Raw genomic sequence first — 14,417 nt, 5'->3', positions numbered from 1 at the left:
CCCAACCACAGGCAATAAAAAAGGCAGCCATTCGGCTGCCTTAGTCTCCCCAGGTCACAACTTAGTTGCCGCGGATGTACTCATCCATTTCGGTTTTCAGGTTATCGGATTTAGTACCGAAGATAGCCTGTACACCGGAACCTGCAACAACTACGCCCGCTGCGCCCAGTTTTTTCAGACCCGGCTGGTCAACTTTCGCGATATCAGCAACGCTCACACGCAGACGAGTGATACACGCGTCCAGGTTAGTGATGTTCTCTTTACCGCCAAAAGCTGCAACCAGTGCCGGAGCCATTTCGCTGGTGCCGGTCGCTTTTACGTCGTCAGATGCATCTTCACGACCTGGTGTTTTCAGGTCCAGTGCTTTGATCAGCACGCGGAAGATGGTGTAGTACGCCACCGCGTAGCACGCACCCACGATTGGGAACAGCCACAGTTTGCTGCTGTTACCGGACAGAACGATAAAGTCGATCAGACCGTGCGAGAAGGAGGTACCGTCACGCATACCCAGCAGGATACAGATTGGGAATGCCAGGCCAGCCAGCACCGCGTGGATGATGTACAGGATCGGCGCAACGAACATGAAGGAGAACTCGATCGGCTCGGTAATACCGGTCAGGAACGAGGTCAGCGCGGCGGAGATCATGATACCGCCCACTTTTGCACGGTTCTCTGGTTTAGCAGAGTGCCAGATTGCAATCGCAGCAGCCGGCAGGCCGTACATTTTGAACAGGAAGCCGCCAGACAGTTTGCCTGCAGTTGGGTCGCCTGCCATGTAGCGAGGGATGTCGCCGTGGAAGACCTGACCTGCTGCGTTGGTGTATTCGCCGATCTGCATCTGGAAAGGAACGTTCCAGATGTGGTGCAGACCAAATGGCACCAGGCAACGCTCAATGAAGCCGTAGATACCGAACGCCACAACCGGGTTCTGGTATGCAGCCCACTGGGAGAAGGTCTGGATTGCGGAACCAATCGGTGGCCAGATGAAGGAGAGGATCACACCGGTGAAGATCGCCGCCAGGCCAGAGATGATTGGAACGAAACGCTTACCTGCAAAGAAGCCCAGATACTCAGGCAGCTTGATGCGATAGAAGCGGTTAAACATATATGCCGCAATCGCACCCGAGATAATACCGCCCAGAACACCGGTATCAGCCAGGTGTTTTGACGCGATCTCTTCAGGTGGCAAGTGCAGGACCAGAGGTGCAACCACAGCCATGGTCTTAACCATGATGCCGTATGCAACTACAGCGGCCAGCGCAGATACGCCGTCGTTATTGGTGAAGCCAAGCGCAACGCCGATGGCGAAGATCAGTGGCATATTAGCAAAAACAGAACCGCCTGCTTCGGCCATCACATGAGAAACTACGGCTGGCAGCCAGCTGAAGTTTGCAGAACCGACGCCCAGCAGGATACCTGCGATAGGCAGTACGGATACCGGCAGCATCAGCGATTTACCGACCTTCTGCAGGTTAGCAAATGCATTCTTAAACATAATTGAGAGTGCTCCTGAGTATTTGTGCTTTTTTTACGTTTTCACGCATTGGCCCGGGGGGAGAACCGTGCCGTGGACAGGACATCTAAGCGCCCTTTATTTATTACACAGAGTAAAATAAATCCGCGTATCTTTGTTTGACGGCTATCACGTTTCAGCGCAGGGTAGCTGAAAAACTTTCAGATTTTTACAAAATTAATTGCCAAATGTTTCCAAAAAGTGCTTCACCGCCCCCACAAGGGCGGTGAACTTTACTCGTTTTGGCTATTAATTACGAGCCATAAAAAAATAGATTAATCAGGCAGATTGCAGGCGGGAGGGATCGATGTGAAACAGGCTGGCAAAGTTATCAGTGGTGATGCGTGCCAGTTCTTCAACCTCGACGCCTTTCAAAACGGCCATATAATCGGCCACGTCCCGTGTCATCGCGGGTTGGTTCTCTTTGCCGCGATGCGGTACCGGGGCCAGATAAGGGGAATCTGTTTCCACCAGCAGGCGATCGAGCGGCACGTAGCGCGCAGCATCACGAAGCTGCTCGGCGTTACGGAACGTCACGATCCCGGAAAACGAGATATAAAAACCCAAATCCAGCAGCTTACCCGCTGTTTCTCTGTCTTCAGTGAAACAGTGTAGTACGCCGCCGCAATCCGTCACCTTTTCTTCGTACAGGATCGCCAGCGTATCGGCGCGCGCGTCGCGGGTGTGGACAATCACCGGTTTGTTCAGCTCCCGGCCAATGCGGATATGGTCGCGGAACGATTCCTGCTGGCGGGCTTTGGTTTCCGGGGTGTAGAAATAATCCAGCCCGGTTTCACCCATCGCCACCACGCCCTCTTCCGCCGCCAGACGGCGCAGATCTTCCACGTCGTACGCCTCATCCTGATTCAGAGGATGCACGCCGCAGGAGAAGACCACGTTGTCGCGGACGCCCACCAGCTCGCGCATGGATTTGTAACCAGGTAACGTTGTGGCGACCGCCAGACAAAATTTCACATCGCGGGCGGCGGCTTTCGCCAGCACGTCATCGACGTTTTTATGCAGGGATTGATAATCCAGGCCATCAAGATGGCAGTGTGAGTCGACTAAAAACATAATGTGTCTCTCAGAGAGGGGATACAGGCAGCGTCGTGCCCGGTTGCAGGTAGTGCTCAATAGTGAGTAACAGGTCGGTCAGGACAAGCTCCCGATTCAGCCCCGTCACGCTGAGTAGTTGTTCACGGCACTGGCAGACATCATGAAGGATAGCCCGCAATGCCACACCCGGCAGGCGCTGCGCCAGGCTACTGACGAGCGGCCAGGCATCGGCATTGGTAAGCAGAGTCGCACCCTGCTGAATTTTAAGGGCATCCAACAGCAGGGCTGCCAGCCAGTGCAGACGATCCGGAGCCTGCTCATGGTTCAGGATCGGCAGCAGGCTCAGCCAGTCGCCGCTGTCCGGCACCGCGCCGAGGGCCTGACAGAGTTGTTCCCGCTGCGTCTGGACGTTGGGCTGTAACAGGGCCAGCGCCGCCGCAGGTGCCCCGCCGCACAGGCGCAGCGCACTCAGTGCCGCCTCTTGTGACGTTGTCACTTCACGCGCAAGCCAGCTGATAGCCCAGGCTTCCTGCGGCACGCTGAGATGGTGCAACCGACAGCGGCTACGCAGGGTCGCCAGCAGACGTCCGGGTTCGCGGCAGGCCATCAGGAACCAGGTATTTTCCGGCGGCTCTTCGAGGGTCTTTAACAGCGCGTTGGCCGCCGCCTCGGTAAGCTGGGCGGCATCCTTCAGCCAGACGACTTTCGCTCCGCCGAGCCGGGCGCGTTCGTAGAGCTTTTCACTGACCGTGCGCACCGCATCGATACCCAGCGTGGTCTTGCCCTTCTCCGGCTCCAGCGCGTAATAATCCGGGTGCGTTTCCGCCTGCATCAGCTGGCAGCTGCGGCACTGGCCGCAGCTTTTATGCCCCTGGGGCTGCTGGCACATCAGAAAACGGGTGATAGCGTAGATCAGCGCCTCGTCGCCCATGCCCGGCAGCGACTGGATCAGTAACGCATGATGCCCCCGACCGGACTGATAGCTGTTCACCAGCTGTTCAAAGTGCGGGCGCAACCATGGGTACCATTTCATACCTGTTGTTCCTTCAGCCAGTCAGTGACCGTTGTGCGAATGTCGTTCATCACCTCTTCCAGCGACTGTGTCGCATTGATGGTGCGGATTGAACTGTCCTGGGCGGCCAGCTCGAGGTAACGAGCGCGAGTGCGATTAAAGAAGTCCAGCGACTCCTGCTCGATACGATCCAGTTCGCCGCGGGCGCGGGCGCGTTTCAGACCCACTTCAGGTGTTACGTCGAGATAGAGCGTCAGGTTCGGACGGAAATCACCCAGCACCGCGTCGCGCAGCGTGCCGAGCATCTGCTGGTCAATACCGCGTCCACCGCCCTGATAGGCCTGGGTGGAGAGGTCGTGACGATCGCCAATCACCCAGCATCCCCGCGCCAGCGCAGGCTTGATCACGGTTTCCACCAGCTGAACGCGCGCGGCGTAGAACATCATCACTTCGGCTTTATCGGTAATAACTTCATCCCCGACCGATTTGATGTCCAGCACCAGGCTGCGCAGTTTTTCAGCAAGCTGGGTGCCGCCCGGTTCACGGGTGAAGATCATCTCGTCGATGCCACACTGTTTGAGCGTCTCGACCACTACGTCACGTGCGGTCGTTTTCCCGGCGCCTTCCAGCCCCTCAATGACGATGTAATTACTGCGCATTTTTTTCCTTAAGTGCCTTCAGATAGTCCTGGACCGAACGATTATGACTGGCAAGATTGGTGTTAAAAGTATGTCCACCCTTTCCGTCGGCGACGAAATAGAGATACGGCGTTTTTGCCGGATGCGCGGCGGCATTCAGCGATGCCTGACCCGGCGTGGCAATTGGCCCCGGGGGTAAGCCGCTAATGACATAGGTATTATAATCGGTTGGGGTTTCCAGGTCTTTACGTGAAATCTTGCCCTTATAATTCTCACCCATACCGTAAATCACCGTCGGGTCGGTCTGCAGACGCATACCGATGCGCAGGCGATTGATAAATACCGAGGCAACCTGATCCCGCTCACTCGCCACCGCCGTCTCTTTCTCAACGATCGAGGCCATGGTGACGAACTGGTTTTGATCTTTATACGGCAGGTTTTCCATCCGCCCTTCCCAGGCTTTATCCACTGCGTCGACCATTTTTTTGTGCGCGCGCTGGAGCAACGCCACGTCCGTGGTGCCCGCGGTATACATCCAGGTATCCGGCCAGAACCAGCCTTCTACCCATTCGGGATGCTCAAACTTCAGCACCTGAGCGACGGTGGCATAGCTGTCGTCCTTTAGGGTGTGCTTAATGTATGGGGCATCGCGCAGCTGTTTCAGGTAGTCGCTCAGGCGCATCCCTTCCACGAAACGCAGCGGAAACTGCGCCTCTTTGCCGCTCTCAAGCAGCTCCAGCATCTCTTTGACGGTCATCCCCGGCGTAAAGCGGTATGTCCCGGCTTTGAAATGGGACAGCTCCGGCTGCACGCGTAATAACCACTGGAACACGCGCGGACGGTTAATCACCTTCTCGCTATACAGCTGCTCGCCCAGCGCCAGCCGTCCGGTGCCCGGTTTCAGAGTAAAGATCGTCTCTTCAGCGATCAGAATTTGACTGCTCGCCAGCTGGCGAACCTTCCACATCCCCACACCTGCGGCAATGCCCAGCACGACAAGGATGAGGAGAATAAAGCGCAACATTTTCTTCATGACTATCTGGTTTGCTCACACAGAGGGGCTAAAAATGCGTACAACTCACGCAATGAAAAACGTTGAGAACCATACTGACGAACCGGCACGACGGGCATCAGCGCATTGCAGACCACCATCTCGTCGACCTCAGCCAGCGCGGCCTCGCGGGCATGCACTTCGACAACGCGATACCCGGAGTGTGCCAGTTGCTGCAGACAAAACTGGCGCATCAGGCCGTTGACGCCAGCCTGATCCAGGCGGGGGGTAAAAACGTCCTTCCCCTGACGCCAGAATAAATTCGCCGCACAGCATTCCGTAATGAACCCTTCGCTGTCAAGAACCAGCGCCTCGTCGGCATCGGTCTGTTCAAGATGGGTACGGATCAGCACCTGCTCAAGCCGGTTAAGATGCTTGATCCCGGCCAGCTGCGGGTTACGTCCCAGCTGCACCGGGCTCAATGCAAGGGTGATGCCTTCACGACGCCAGCCATCGTAATGAACAGGCCAGGCCGATACTGAGAGAAGTCGGGCTGGATGCAGGCAGTTCGCCGCGCTGTATCCTCTGCCGCCGCTTCCCCGGCTGATAATGACCTTCAGCACGCCACGATCGTTCCCGCGGGCGAGCTCAACCATTTCACGCTGTAACGCTGCCCACTCAACAAAGGGGATGAGCAGTTTTTCACAGGCCTGCTGCAAGCGTTGCAGGTGAGCATCCAGCAGACAGACCTGGCCCGCTACAATGCGTGCCGTTGTGAAGCAGCCATCACCAAACTGAATAGCCCTGTCGCTCGCCGGGAGCGTTTCCTGCGGTATGCCATTGATCAAGAACATGATGGCTCCTTATGAATGGTCGAATAGTCTGGCAGGAAGGTGGGCCGTGGACAAGGGAATAAAACCGAATAAAAAAGGCCCGACAAGCGGACCTTTTTTATCGATGTGCCGGGAAGGTAATTATCCGCCCCGGCAATCAGCCTCAGACCTTTTTGAAGATCAGAGAGCCGTTGGTGCCGCCAAAGCCAAAGGAGTTACACAGGGTGTACTCCAGACCGCTGACCTGGCGCGCTTCGTGTGGAACGAAGTCCAGATCGCAACCGTCATCCGGGTTATCCAGGTTGATGGTCGGCGGAACAGCCTGATCGCGCAGCGCAAGGATGGAGTAGATGGATTCTACTGCACCCGCCGCACCTAACAGGTGTCCGGTCATGGATTTGGTCGAGCTCACCATCACGCGACGGGCTGCATCGCCAAAGACAGACTTAACGGCCTGCGCTTCAGCTTTGTCGCCTGCTGGCGTGGAAGTACCGTGCGCATTCACATAGCCAATCTGGCCTGGTTCGATACCCGCATCGCGGATCGCGTTAACCATTGCCAGCGCAGCACCTGCCCCGTCTTCCGGCGGAGAGGTCATGTGGTAAGCGTCGCTGCTCATGCCGAAACCGATAATTTCTGCATAGATTTTCGCACCGCGTTTCTTCGCATGCTCGTACTCTTCCAGCACGACCATACCGGCACCGTCACCCAGCACAAAACCATCACGGTCTTTATCCCACGGACGGCTCGCCGCCTGCGGGTTATCGTTGCGGGTAGACAGGGCACGCGCTGCGCCGAAACCGCCCACACCCAGTGGGGTACTGGCTTTTTCTGCACCGCCTGCAACCATTGCATCGGCATCGCCATAAGCGATGATACGCGCCGCCTGGCCGATGTTGTGCACACCGGAGGTACAGGCAGTAGCAATCGAGATGCTTGGGCCACGCAGGCCAAACATGATGGTCAGGTGACCTGCCACCATGTTAACAATCGTTGACGGAACAAAGAACGGGCTAATTTTACGTGGACCACCATTTACCAGAGAGGTATGGTTTTCCTCGATCAGGCCAAGACCACCAATCCCGGAGCCGATAGCGGCACCGATACGGGTTGCGTTCTCTTCCGTAATTTCAAGGCCAGAATCCTGCATGGCCTGAACGCCAGCGACAATTCCATATTGAATGAAGGCATCCATCTTACGCTGTTCTTTGCGCGAGATGATCTCTTCACAGTTAAAATCCTTTACTAAGCCAGCAAATTTCGTTGCATAGGCGCTAGTATCGAAATGGTCGATTAGGCTGATGCCACTCTGACCGGCAAGGAGAGCGTTCCAGGTAGACTCTACGGTATTGCCGACAGGAGATAACATGCCAAGTCCGGTCACAACTACACGACGCTTAGACACGCTTGTCCTCCAGGGAGGGATAAAAAAAGAAAATCGAGGGACTACAAAAGAAAAAACACAGGCGGTCGAATGACCGCCTGGAGATGCTCACTTACGCCTGGTGACCGTTGATGTAATCAATGGCAGCCTGAACGGTGGTGATTTTCTCAGCTTCTTCGTCCGGAATCTCAGTATCAAACTCTTCTTCCAGAGCCATTACCAGCTCAACGGTGTCAAGAGAATCTGCGCCCAGGTCTTCAACGAAGGAAGCGGAGTTCACAACTTCTTCCTGCTTAACGCCCAGCTGCTCGCCGATAATTTTCTTAACGCGTTCTTCGATAGTGCTCATACTCTTAAATTTCCTATCAAAACTCGCTTTCGCGATGGTTTTCGTAGTGTATAAAATGTTGAAAAATTTGCAACTAAATCCCGGCAGGTCTTACCACGATTTTACGTTATTTTGAGGCCATTGGCCCTAATAACGCAAATATTTTCTAACGTGATTAAACCATATACATCCCGCCATTGACGTGGAGAGTTTCACCAGTGATGTAACTCGCTTCGTCAGAGGCTAAAAATGCAACCGCGCTGGCGATTTCTTTAGGGTCGCCTAAACGACCCGCCGGAACTGCCGCCAGCGTACCCGCACGCTGCTCATCGGTCAGCGCACGCGTCATGTCCGTTTCAATAAAGCCCGGAGCAACAACGTTTACAGTAATCCCGCGGGACGCAACTTCGCGTGCCAGCGACTTACTGAAACCGATCAGACCTGCTTTCGCCGCAGCGTAGTTAGCCTGACCAGCATTTCCCATGGTACCAACCACAGAACCGATAGTGATAATACGCCCATGACGCTTCTTCATCATAGCTCGCATTACCGCTTTTGACAGACGGAACACAGATGACAGGTTGGTTTCGAGAATATCGCTCCACTCGTCATCTTTCATTCGCATCAGTAAGTTGTCGCGAGTGATTCCGGCATTATTGACCAGAATATCCACTTCGCCAAATTCTGCGCGAATATTTCCCAGAACAGATTCGATAGATGCAGGATCGGTCACATTCAACATCAGACCTTTACCGTTCGCACCCAAATACTCGCTGATCGCCTGCGCGCCGCTTTCGCTGGTCGCGGTGCCGATCACTTTCGCGCCACGCGCGACGAGGGTTTCAGCGATAGCACGGCCAATACCGCGGCTTGCACCGGTGACCAGTGCGATTTTTCCTTCAAAACTCATGGTATTCCTCTTTGTTACTGCGCGAGTGCCGCTGACAGTGCTTCCGGCTCATTAATGGCCGACGCGGTCAGGGTATCAACAATACGTTTAGTCAGACCGGTGAGGACTTTGCCCGGGCCCACTTCATACAGGTGCTCAACGCCCTGTGACGCCATAAACTCAACGGTTTTGGTCCACTGAACCGGGCTGTACAGCTGACGAACCAGCGCATGGCGGATCGCCTCTGGCGCGGTTTCACACTGCACATCAACGTTATTCACAACCGGAATGGCTGGAGCGTTGAAAGTGATTTTTTCCAGCTCAACCGCCAGCTTGTCGGCAGCAGGCTTCATCAGTGCGCAATGCGACGGTACGCTTACCGGCAGCGGCAGCGCACGTTTGGCGCCTGCAGCTTTGCACGCTGCGCCTGCACGCTCAACGGCTTCTTTATGACCGGCGATAACCACCTGGCCCGGCGAGTTGAAGTTTACCGGAGAAACCACCTGACCTTCTGCAGATTCTTCGCAGGCTTTGGCAATGGACGCATCATCCAGACCAATAATGGCCGACATGCCGCCCGTGCCTTCCGGCACCGCGTCCTGCATAAATTTGCCGCGCAGTTCAACCAGACGCACGGCATCCGCAAACGCAATCACCCCGGCGCAAACCAGCGCAGAGTATTCACCCAGACTGTGACCGGCCAGCAGTGCTGGCGTTTTACCGCCCTGCTGCTGCCAGACGCGCCACAGTGCGACCGATGCGGTCAGCAGTGCAGGCTGGGTCTGCCAGGTTTTATTCAGCTCTTCGGCTGGCCCTTGCTGGGTCAGCGCCCAAAGATCGTAACCCAGGGCATCCGACGCTTCACGGAAGGTCTCTTCGATGACCGGATACTGCTCCGCTAAGCCGGACAACATTCCAACGGCCTGAGAACCCTGACCGGGGAACACAAAAGCAAATTGCGTCATTTTTTTATCCTTATACTAGAAACGAACCAGCGCAGAACCCCAGGTGAAACCGCCGCCGAAGGCTTCGAGCAAGACCAGTTGGCCTCGTTGAATTCGTCCATCGCGCACCGCTTCGTCAAAGGCGCAGGGCACGGATGCTGCAGACGTATTGCCATGACGATCCAGCGTCACCACAACGTTATCCATAGACATGCCGAGTTTCTTAGCCGTGGCGCTGATAATGCGCAGGTTCGCCTGATGCGGCACCAGCCAGTCGAGAGCAGAACGCTCCAGATTGTTCGCTGCCAGCGTCTCGTCAACGATATGTGCCAGCTCGGTCACCGCCACTTTAAAGACTTCGTTACCGGCCATGGTCAGATAGATAGCATTGTCCGGATTAACCCGATCGGCGTTTGGCAGCGTTAACAGCTCACCGTAGCTACCGTCCGCATGCAGATGCGTCGAGATGATGCCCGGCTCTTCAGATTGTCCTAACAGGACAGCCCCTGCGCCATCACCAAAAATAATGATCGTCCCGCGATCGGCAGGATCGCAGGTACGCGCCAGCACGTCAGCACCGATCACCAGCGCGTGCTTAACGGCGCCAGATTTCACGTATTGATCGGCAATGCTCAGCGCATAGGTGAAACCTGCGCAGGCAGCAGCAACGTCAAATGCCGGGCAGCCTTTAATGCCCAGCATGTTCTGAACCTGGCACGCTGCGCTCGGGAAGGCATGCGTCGCAGAGGTGGTGGCAACGATAATCAGGCCGATGTCGTCTTTATCAACACCCGCCATCTCCAGCGCGCGTTGTGCGGCTTCGTAGCCCATGGTGGAAACTGTTTCATCTGGCGCGGCAATACGACGTTCGCGGATACCTGTACGCGTGACGATCCACTCGTCAGAGGTATCGACCATTTTTTCCAGATCGGCGTTGGTTCGCACTTGCTTTGGCAGATAGCTGCCGGTACCTAAAATCTTCGTATACATGTACGCTCAGTCACTTTTTGCTAATACAGATCCCAGGCGAGCGGCAATCCGCTGTGGGACTTGTCGCTGCACCGCCTGCACTGCCTGTTCAATCGCGACGGTAAAGGCTCGCTGATTGGCCGCACCGTGACTCTTAATCACAATGCCGCGCAATCCTAACAGACAGGCGCCATTATACTGGTCGGGGTTGAGGTGACTGAATCGCCGCGCCAGGCTCTTTTGTAACCAACGCTTCAATATAATCAGCCACCAGGACCGTTTTTTCCCCTCTCCCTGCGATTTAAGCAGAGAAAGAAACATTCTCACCACCCCTTCCATGGTTTTTAATGTAACGTTTCCTGTAAACCCGTCACACACCAGTACATCCGTTTTTCCGGTCAATAATTCGTTGGCTTCGAGATATCCAATATAGTTGATGGACGGCTCATTTTTTAGCCGCTCGGCCGCCTCACGGATGCTGTCGAGACCTTTAGTCTCTTCCTCACCGATATTCAGCAAGGCCACGCGGGGATGAGAGATCCCCACCACTTCCTCTGCCAGCACCGAGCCCATTACGGCAAACTGCGCCAGCATAACACTGTCGCAGTCGACGTTGGCGCCTAAATCCAGCACCACCGTTTTGCCCTTTTGCTGGTGCGGCAGTACCGTCACCAGTGCCGGGCGCTCAATCCCTTCAAGGGGTTTGAGCAGTAATTTTGCCAGCCCCATCAGCGCACCGGTATTGCCGGCGCTGACGCACGCCTGGGCGCGTCCTTCTTTTACCAGCTCCAGCGCAATGCGCATTGAGCTTCCGCGACTGCTGCGGATCGCCTGCGAGGCGCGGACATCACTGGCAATAACTGACTGGGCAGGAATAATCTGCAGACGTGAACGTTGTTCGAAGTCAGCTTTTGCAAGTAATGGCGTGATAGTGTCGGGATTGCCGACTAAAAGGAGAGTGAGTTGCGAATTAGAGTTCAGTGCCTGCAATGCTGCAGGCACTGTCACGGAAGGGCCAAAATCGCCCCCCATGACATCTAACGCCAGGGTTAGACGTGTCAAGGTATCGTCGCAGCCTGGTTCGGTATATCCCCGTTTGCACGGGGAAACCCTCACTAAGCCTAATCACGCTGACGCGTGATTACTTAGTGATAACCTTGCGGCCGCGGTAGAAACCGTCAGCGGTGATGTGGTGACGCAGGTGTTGTTCACCAGAAGTCTTGTCTACAGACAGGCTGGTAACTGCAGTCAGCGCGTCATGGGAACGACGCATGCCACGTTTGGAACGGGTTGGTTTATTCTGTTGTACGGCCATGGACCTTACTCCTTAATTACTTACGCTTTAAACTGGCTAATACGGCAAATGGGTTTGGTTTTTGCGCTTCAACAGGCAGTTCCCCAAAGACCATGTCCGCCTCGGACACTTCACAGTGTTCAGAATCATGCACCGGAACCACAGGCAAGGTGAGGATGATTTCATCTTCAACCAGCGCCAGCAGATCGATTTCACCGAATTCGTTAACCTCAATCGGCTCATACGCTTCCGGGAGTGCTTCAGCCTGCTCGTCTGAACGAACCGGACTAAAACAATATGTTGTGTGAACATGAAGTGGGAACGGTTTCCCGCAACGCTGACACTCGAGCGTGACCGACACCTTTGCATCACCGGTAATCACGGCAAGGCGCTGGGGATCGATCTCAAACGACATGGTGCATTCCACATCACTGTCCACACTGACTACGGATTCGGCGATACGCTCAGCCTGATCACGAGTATAGATACCTTCGTAATCAAGGCGTTTTTGAGCCGTACGAACCGGATCAAGAGTCAGGGGTAATTTTACCTTTTGCATAGGGCGCGCATATTAACTTTGTAACGTCATAGAGTCAAAGAAAAAGGCAACCTCAGGCTGCCTTTTGCCAATTATTCGCACACATTGCGGCCTGTAGTTTAAAATGGCTGGCATCGATACGCTATATCTGGTGAAAAAAATATGCCGAATCTCATTCTCGCCTCCACGTCACCCTACCGCCGCGTGTTGCTGGAAAAGCTGGGCCTACCCTTCGAATGTGCCGCGCCGAACGTGGATGAAAGCCCACAGCCCGGTGAATCGCCACGCCATCTGGTGGTCCGTCTGGCTCAGGAGAAAGCGAAAAGTCTGGCAGCACGATTCCCCGATCATTTGATTATAGGTTCCGATCAGGTTTGCGTCCTGGATGGGACGATCACCGGTAAACCGCACACCGAAGAGATTGCCCGCCAGCAGTTGCTGAAAGCACGCGGCAGTATCGTCACCTTCTACACCGGCCTGGCCCTTTATAATTCATCTACGGGCCATTTGCAGACCGAATGCGAGCCCTTTGACGTTCACTTTCGCCATCTCAGTGAACACGAGATTGACGACTACGTGCGAAAAGAGCGGCCGTTAAACTGCGCGGGCAGTTTTAAGAGCGAGGGGCTGGGAATTGCGCTGTTTGACAGGCTGGACGGACGTGACCCGAACACGTTGGTGGGGTTACCATTGATTGCGCTGTGCCAGATGCTGCGCCGGGAGGAGTATAACCCGCTGATGGCGTGATTTATGCCGGGTGGCGCTACGCTTACCCGGCCTACAAGACCGTAGGCCTGTGCAAGCGTAGCGCCGCCGGGCACTTAACCGCGCAGAACTTTCAGACAGCGCTTCAGCTGTTCGTCCATCGGGGCTTCGATGCGCATCACCTCGCCGGTACCCGGATGGGTAAACGTCAGCGCGGCGGCATGCAGGAACAGACGCGATAATCCCGTCCCGGCCAGCTGCTTATCAAATTCACGGTCACCATAGCGATCGTCGAAGGCAATAGGATGGCCCGCATGCAGCGTGTGAACGCGGATCTGGTGGGTACGCCCGGTCACCGGGCTACAGCGCACCAGGGTGGCAAATTCATAACGCTCTTCCACCTTGAATCGGGTTTCAGAGGGTTTGCCTTCCTGACTGACGCGAACGATACGCTCACCGCTTTGCAGAATGTTTTTCAGCAGCGGCGCCTGCACCACTTTGACATGGGACTGCCACTGCCCGCGCACCAGCGCGAGGTAATCCTTCTGCATACCTTTCTCACGCAGCTGCTCGTGCAGCGAACGTAGCGCCGAACGCTTTTTAGCGACCAGCAGCACGCCGGAGGTATCGCGGTCGAGACGATGAACCAACTCAAGGAAGCGGGCTTCCGGGCGCAGCGCGCGCAGACCTTCAATCACCCCGAAGCTTAACCCGCTGCCGCCGTGTACGGCCGTACCTGAAGGTTTGTTCAGCACCAGAATATGATCGTCTTCATATAAAATCACATTCGTCAGCGCGGCGACCTTATTCAGATGCGGCGATACCGCCTCCTCTTCTCGCTCGGCTACGCGCACGGGCGGGATACGCACTTCATCACCCGCTTCAAGTTTGTATTCAGGTTTAATGCGTTTCTTATTTACCCGCACCTCACCCTTACGCAGGATGCGATAAATCATACTCTTTGGCACGCCCTTCAGTTGGGTGCGCAAAAAGTTGTCAATACGTTGCCCCGCTTCATCTTCGGTAATGGCAACCATTTTTACGGCTGGAGTCTCTGTTTTCATGGGGGGCGATTCTAATTATCGTCAGCCATTAGCGCCACTCATTTTTCTGTGCTTATATTTACCTCTACCCGGTCAGGGTTTCATTTACGCAATCGATTTGGTGGTTATTAAACCAATCATTCGAAAGAAGTGAAGAAACTGTGAGTAACCGGGTGATAATTGGTAAAAGTCATCTTGCTATAACCCGGTGAGCAATGGAATAATGCTGTTGTTTTCCGCGTTAAATCCGGGTTTGTAAGGATTACGACGGAATGACCAA

The 14,417-nt window shown here is 55.1% G+C and carries 16 protein-coding genes; 1 reads left to right on the top strand and 15 read right to left on the bottom strand.

Going from position 1 to position 14,417, the window contains the following annotated elements:
* Window positions 1-61 precede the first annotated feature (61 nt).
* From ptsG to yceD, 14 genes are all read right to left on the bottom strand, one after another.
* Window positions 62-1,495: a PTS glucose transporter subunit IIBC gene (gene ptsG / locus M8318_RS20795; RefSeq protein ID WP_106992744.1), complete on the bottom strand. Its 1,434-nt coding sequence runs from the start codon at window positions 1,493-1,495 to the stop codon at window positions 62-64.
* Window positions 1,496-1,792: 297 nt separating this feature from the next.
* Window positions 1,793-2,587, bottom strand: coding sequence for a metal-dependent hydrolase (locus M8318_RS20790; protein ID WP_262664331.1), 795 nt, complete (start codon window positions 2,585-2,587; stop codon window positions 1,793-1,795).
* Window positions 2,588-2,597: 10 nt separating this feature from the next.
* A complete protein-coding gene (gene holB, locus M8318_RS20785) occupies window positions 2,598-3,602 on the bottom strand; it encodes a DNA polymerase III subunit delta' (protein ID WP_262664330.1) in 1,005 nt (334 codons plus the stop codon).
* Window positions 3,599-4,240, bottom strand: coding sequence for a dTMP kinase (gene tmk, locus M8318_RS20780; protein ID WP_262664329.1), 642 nt, complete (start codon window positions 4,238-4,240; stop codon window positions 3,599-3,601). The genes holB and tmk overlap by 4 nt, the downstream gene beginning before the upstream one ends.
* Window positions 4,230-5,252: a cell division protein YceG gene (gene yceG / locus M8318_RS20775; protein WP_262664328.1), complete on the bottom strand. Its 1,023-nt coding sequence runs from the start codon at window positions 5,250-5,252 to the stop codon at window positions 4,230-4,232. Before yceG ends, tmk begins: the two co-directional genes overlap by 11 nt.
* A 2-nt stretch (window positions 5,253-5,254) precedes the next feature.
* Complete coding sequence (gene pabC / locus M8318_RS20770; RefSeq protein ID WP_262664327.1) at window positions 5,255-6,064, bottom strand: aminodeoxychorismate lyase; 810 nt, start codon at window positions 6,062-6,064, stop codon at window positions 5,255-5,257.
* Window positions 6,065-6,206: 142 nt separating this feature from the next.
* Window positions 6,207-7,448, bottom strand: coding sequence for a beta-ketoacyl-ACP synthase II (gene fabF / locus M8318_RS20765; protein ID WP_166182149.1), 1,242 nt, complete (start codon window positions 7,446-7,448; stop codon window positions 6,207-6,209).
* A 91-nt stretch (window positions 7,449-7,539) separates the two neighbouring features.
* Window positions 7,540-7,776 carry an acyl carrier protein gene (acpP, locus tag M8318_RS20760; RefSeq protein ID WP_003857954.1) on the bottom strand — a complete coding sequence of 79 codons (237 nt, stop codon included), beginning with the start codon at window positions 7,774-7,776 and terminating at the stop codon, window positions 7,540-7,542.
* A 154-nt stretch (window positions 7,777-7,930) separates the two neighbouring features.
* Entirely contained in the window at window positions 7,931-8,665 is a 735-nt protein-coding gene (gene fabG / locus M8318_RS20755; protein WP_032617552.1) for a 3-oxoacyl-ACP reductase FabG, read from the bottom strand.
* A gap of 14 nt (window positions 8,666-8,679) precedes the next feature.
* Window positions 8,680-9,609 carry an ACP S-malonyltransferase gene (fabD, locus tag M8318_RS20750; RefSeq protein WP_262664325.1) on the bottom strand — a complete coding sequence of 310 codons (930 nt, stop codon included), beginning with the start codon at window positions 9,607-9,609 and terminating at the stop codon, window positions 8,680-8,682.
* Window positions 9,610-9,624: 15 nt separating this feature from the next.
* Window positions 9,625-10,578: a beta-ketoacyl-ACP synthase III gene (locus M8318_RS20745; RefSeq protein ID WP_106992736.1), complete on the bottom strand. Its 954-nt coding sequence runs from the start codon at window positions 10,576-10,578 to the stop codon at window positions 9,625-9,627.
* A gap of 6 nt (window positions 10,579-10,584) precedes the next feature.
* Entirely contained in the window at window positions 10,585-11,619 is a 1,035-nt protein-coding gene (gene plsX, locus M8318_RS20740) for a phosphate acyltransferase PlsX (RefSeq protein ID WP_207630105.1), read from the bottom strand.
* Window positions 11,620-11,698: 79 nt separating this feature from the next.
* A complete protein-coding gene (gene rpmF, locus M8318_RS20735; protein WP_106992734.1) occupies window positions 11,699-11,872 on the bottom strand; it encodes a 50S ribosomal protein L32 in 174 nt (57 codons plus the stop codon).
* A gap of 16 nt (window positions 11,873-11,888) precedes the next feature.
* Window positions 11,889-12,410, bottom strand: a complete 522-nt coding sequence (yceD, locus tag M8318_RS20730) for a 23S rRNA accumulation protein YceD (RefSeq protein WP_262664324.1) — start codon at window positions 12,408-12,410, stop codon at window positions 11,889-11,891.
* Between the two features lie 141 nt (window positions 12,411-12,551).
* On the opposite strand from yceD, the gene M8318_RS20725 reads away from it, so the two are divergent.
* A complete protein-coding gene (locus M8318_RS20725; protein ID WP_262664323.1) occupies window positions 12,552-13,136 on the top strand; it encodes a Maf family protein in 585 nt (194 codons plus the stop codon).
* 74 nt (window positions 13,137-13,210) lie between these two features.
* On the opposite strand, the gene rluC is transcribed toward M8318_RS20725, so the two are convergent.
* Complete coding sequence (rluC, locus tag M8318_RS20720) at window positions 13,211-14,158, bottom strand: 23S rRNA pseudouridine(955/2504/2580) synthase RluC (protein ID WP_262664322.1); 948 nt, start codon at window positions 14,156-14,158, stop codon at window positions 13,211-13,213.
* Window positions 14,159-14,417: the final 259 nt, after the last annotated feature.

Source organism: Leclercia tamurae, assembly GCF_025566055.1.
GTDB lineage: Bacteria > Pseudomonadota > Gammaproteobacteria > Enterobacterales > Enterobacteriaceae > Enterobacter > Enterobacter tamurae.
The sequence above is the reverse complement of the archived record's forward strand: the minus strand, read 5'-3'. Positions and strand labels throughout refer to the sequence as shown.

Bases quoted from the DNA above. Each gene is read 5' to 3' on its own strand.
- yceG (WP_262664328.1), bottom strand. From the start codon at position 5,252: ATGAAGAAAATGTTGCGCTTTATTCTCCTCATCCTTGTCGTGCTGGGC.
- M8318_RS20745 (WP_106992736.1), bottom strand. From the start codon at position 10,578: ATGTATACGAAGATTTTAGGTACCGGCAGCTATCTGCCAAAGCAAGTG.
- ptsG (WP_106992744.1), bottom strand. From the start codon at position 1,495: ATGTTTAAGAATGCATTTGCTAACCTGCAGAAGGTCGGTAAATCGCTG.
- fabG (WP_032617552.1), bottom strand. From the start codon at position 8,665: ATGAGTTTTGAAGGAAAAATCGCACTGGTCACCGGTGCAAGCCGCGGT.
- tmk (WP_262664329.1), bottom strand. From the start codon at position 4,240: ATGCGCAGTAATTACATCGTCATTGAGGGGCTGGAAGGCGCCGGGAAA.
- rpmF (WP_106992734.1), bottom strand. From the start codon at position 11,872: ATGGCCGTACAACAGAATAAACCAACCCGTTCCAAACGTGGCATGCGT.
- M8318_RS20790 (WP_262664331.1), bottom strand. From the start codon at position 2,587: ATGTTTTTAGTCGACTCACACTGCCATCTTGATGGCCTGGATTATCAA.
- acpP (WP_003857954.1), bottom strand. From the start codon at position 7,776: ATGAGCACTATCGAAGAACGCGTTAAGAAAATTATCGGCGAGCAGCTG.
- M8318_RS20725 (WP_262664323.1), top strand. From the start codon at position 12,552: ATGCCGAATCTCATTCTCGCCTCCACGTCACCCTACCGCCGCGTGTTG.
- rluC (WP_262664322.1), bottom strand. From the start codon at position 14,158: ATGAAAACAGAGACTCCAGCCGTAAAAATGGTTGCCATTACCGAAGAT.
- fabD (WP_262664325.1), bottom strand. From the start codon at position 9,609: ATGACGCAATTTGCTTTTGTGTTCCCCGGTCAGGGTTCTCAGGCCGTT.
- pabC (WP_262664327.1), bottom strand. From the start codon at position 6,064: ATGTTCTTGATCAATGGCATACCGCAGGAAACGCTCCCGGCGAGCGAC.
- holB (WP_262664330.1), bottom strand. From the start codon at position 3,602: ATGAAATGGTACCCATGGTTGCGCCCGCACTTTGAACAGCTGGTGAAC.
- yceD (WP_262664324.1), bottom strand. From the start codon at position 12,410: ATGCAAAAGGTAAAATTACCCCTGACTCTTGATCCGGTTCGTACGGCT.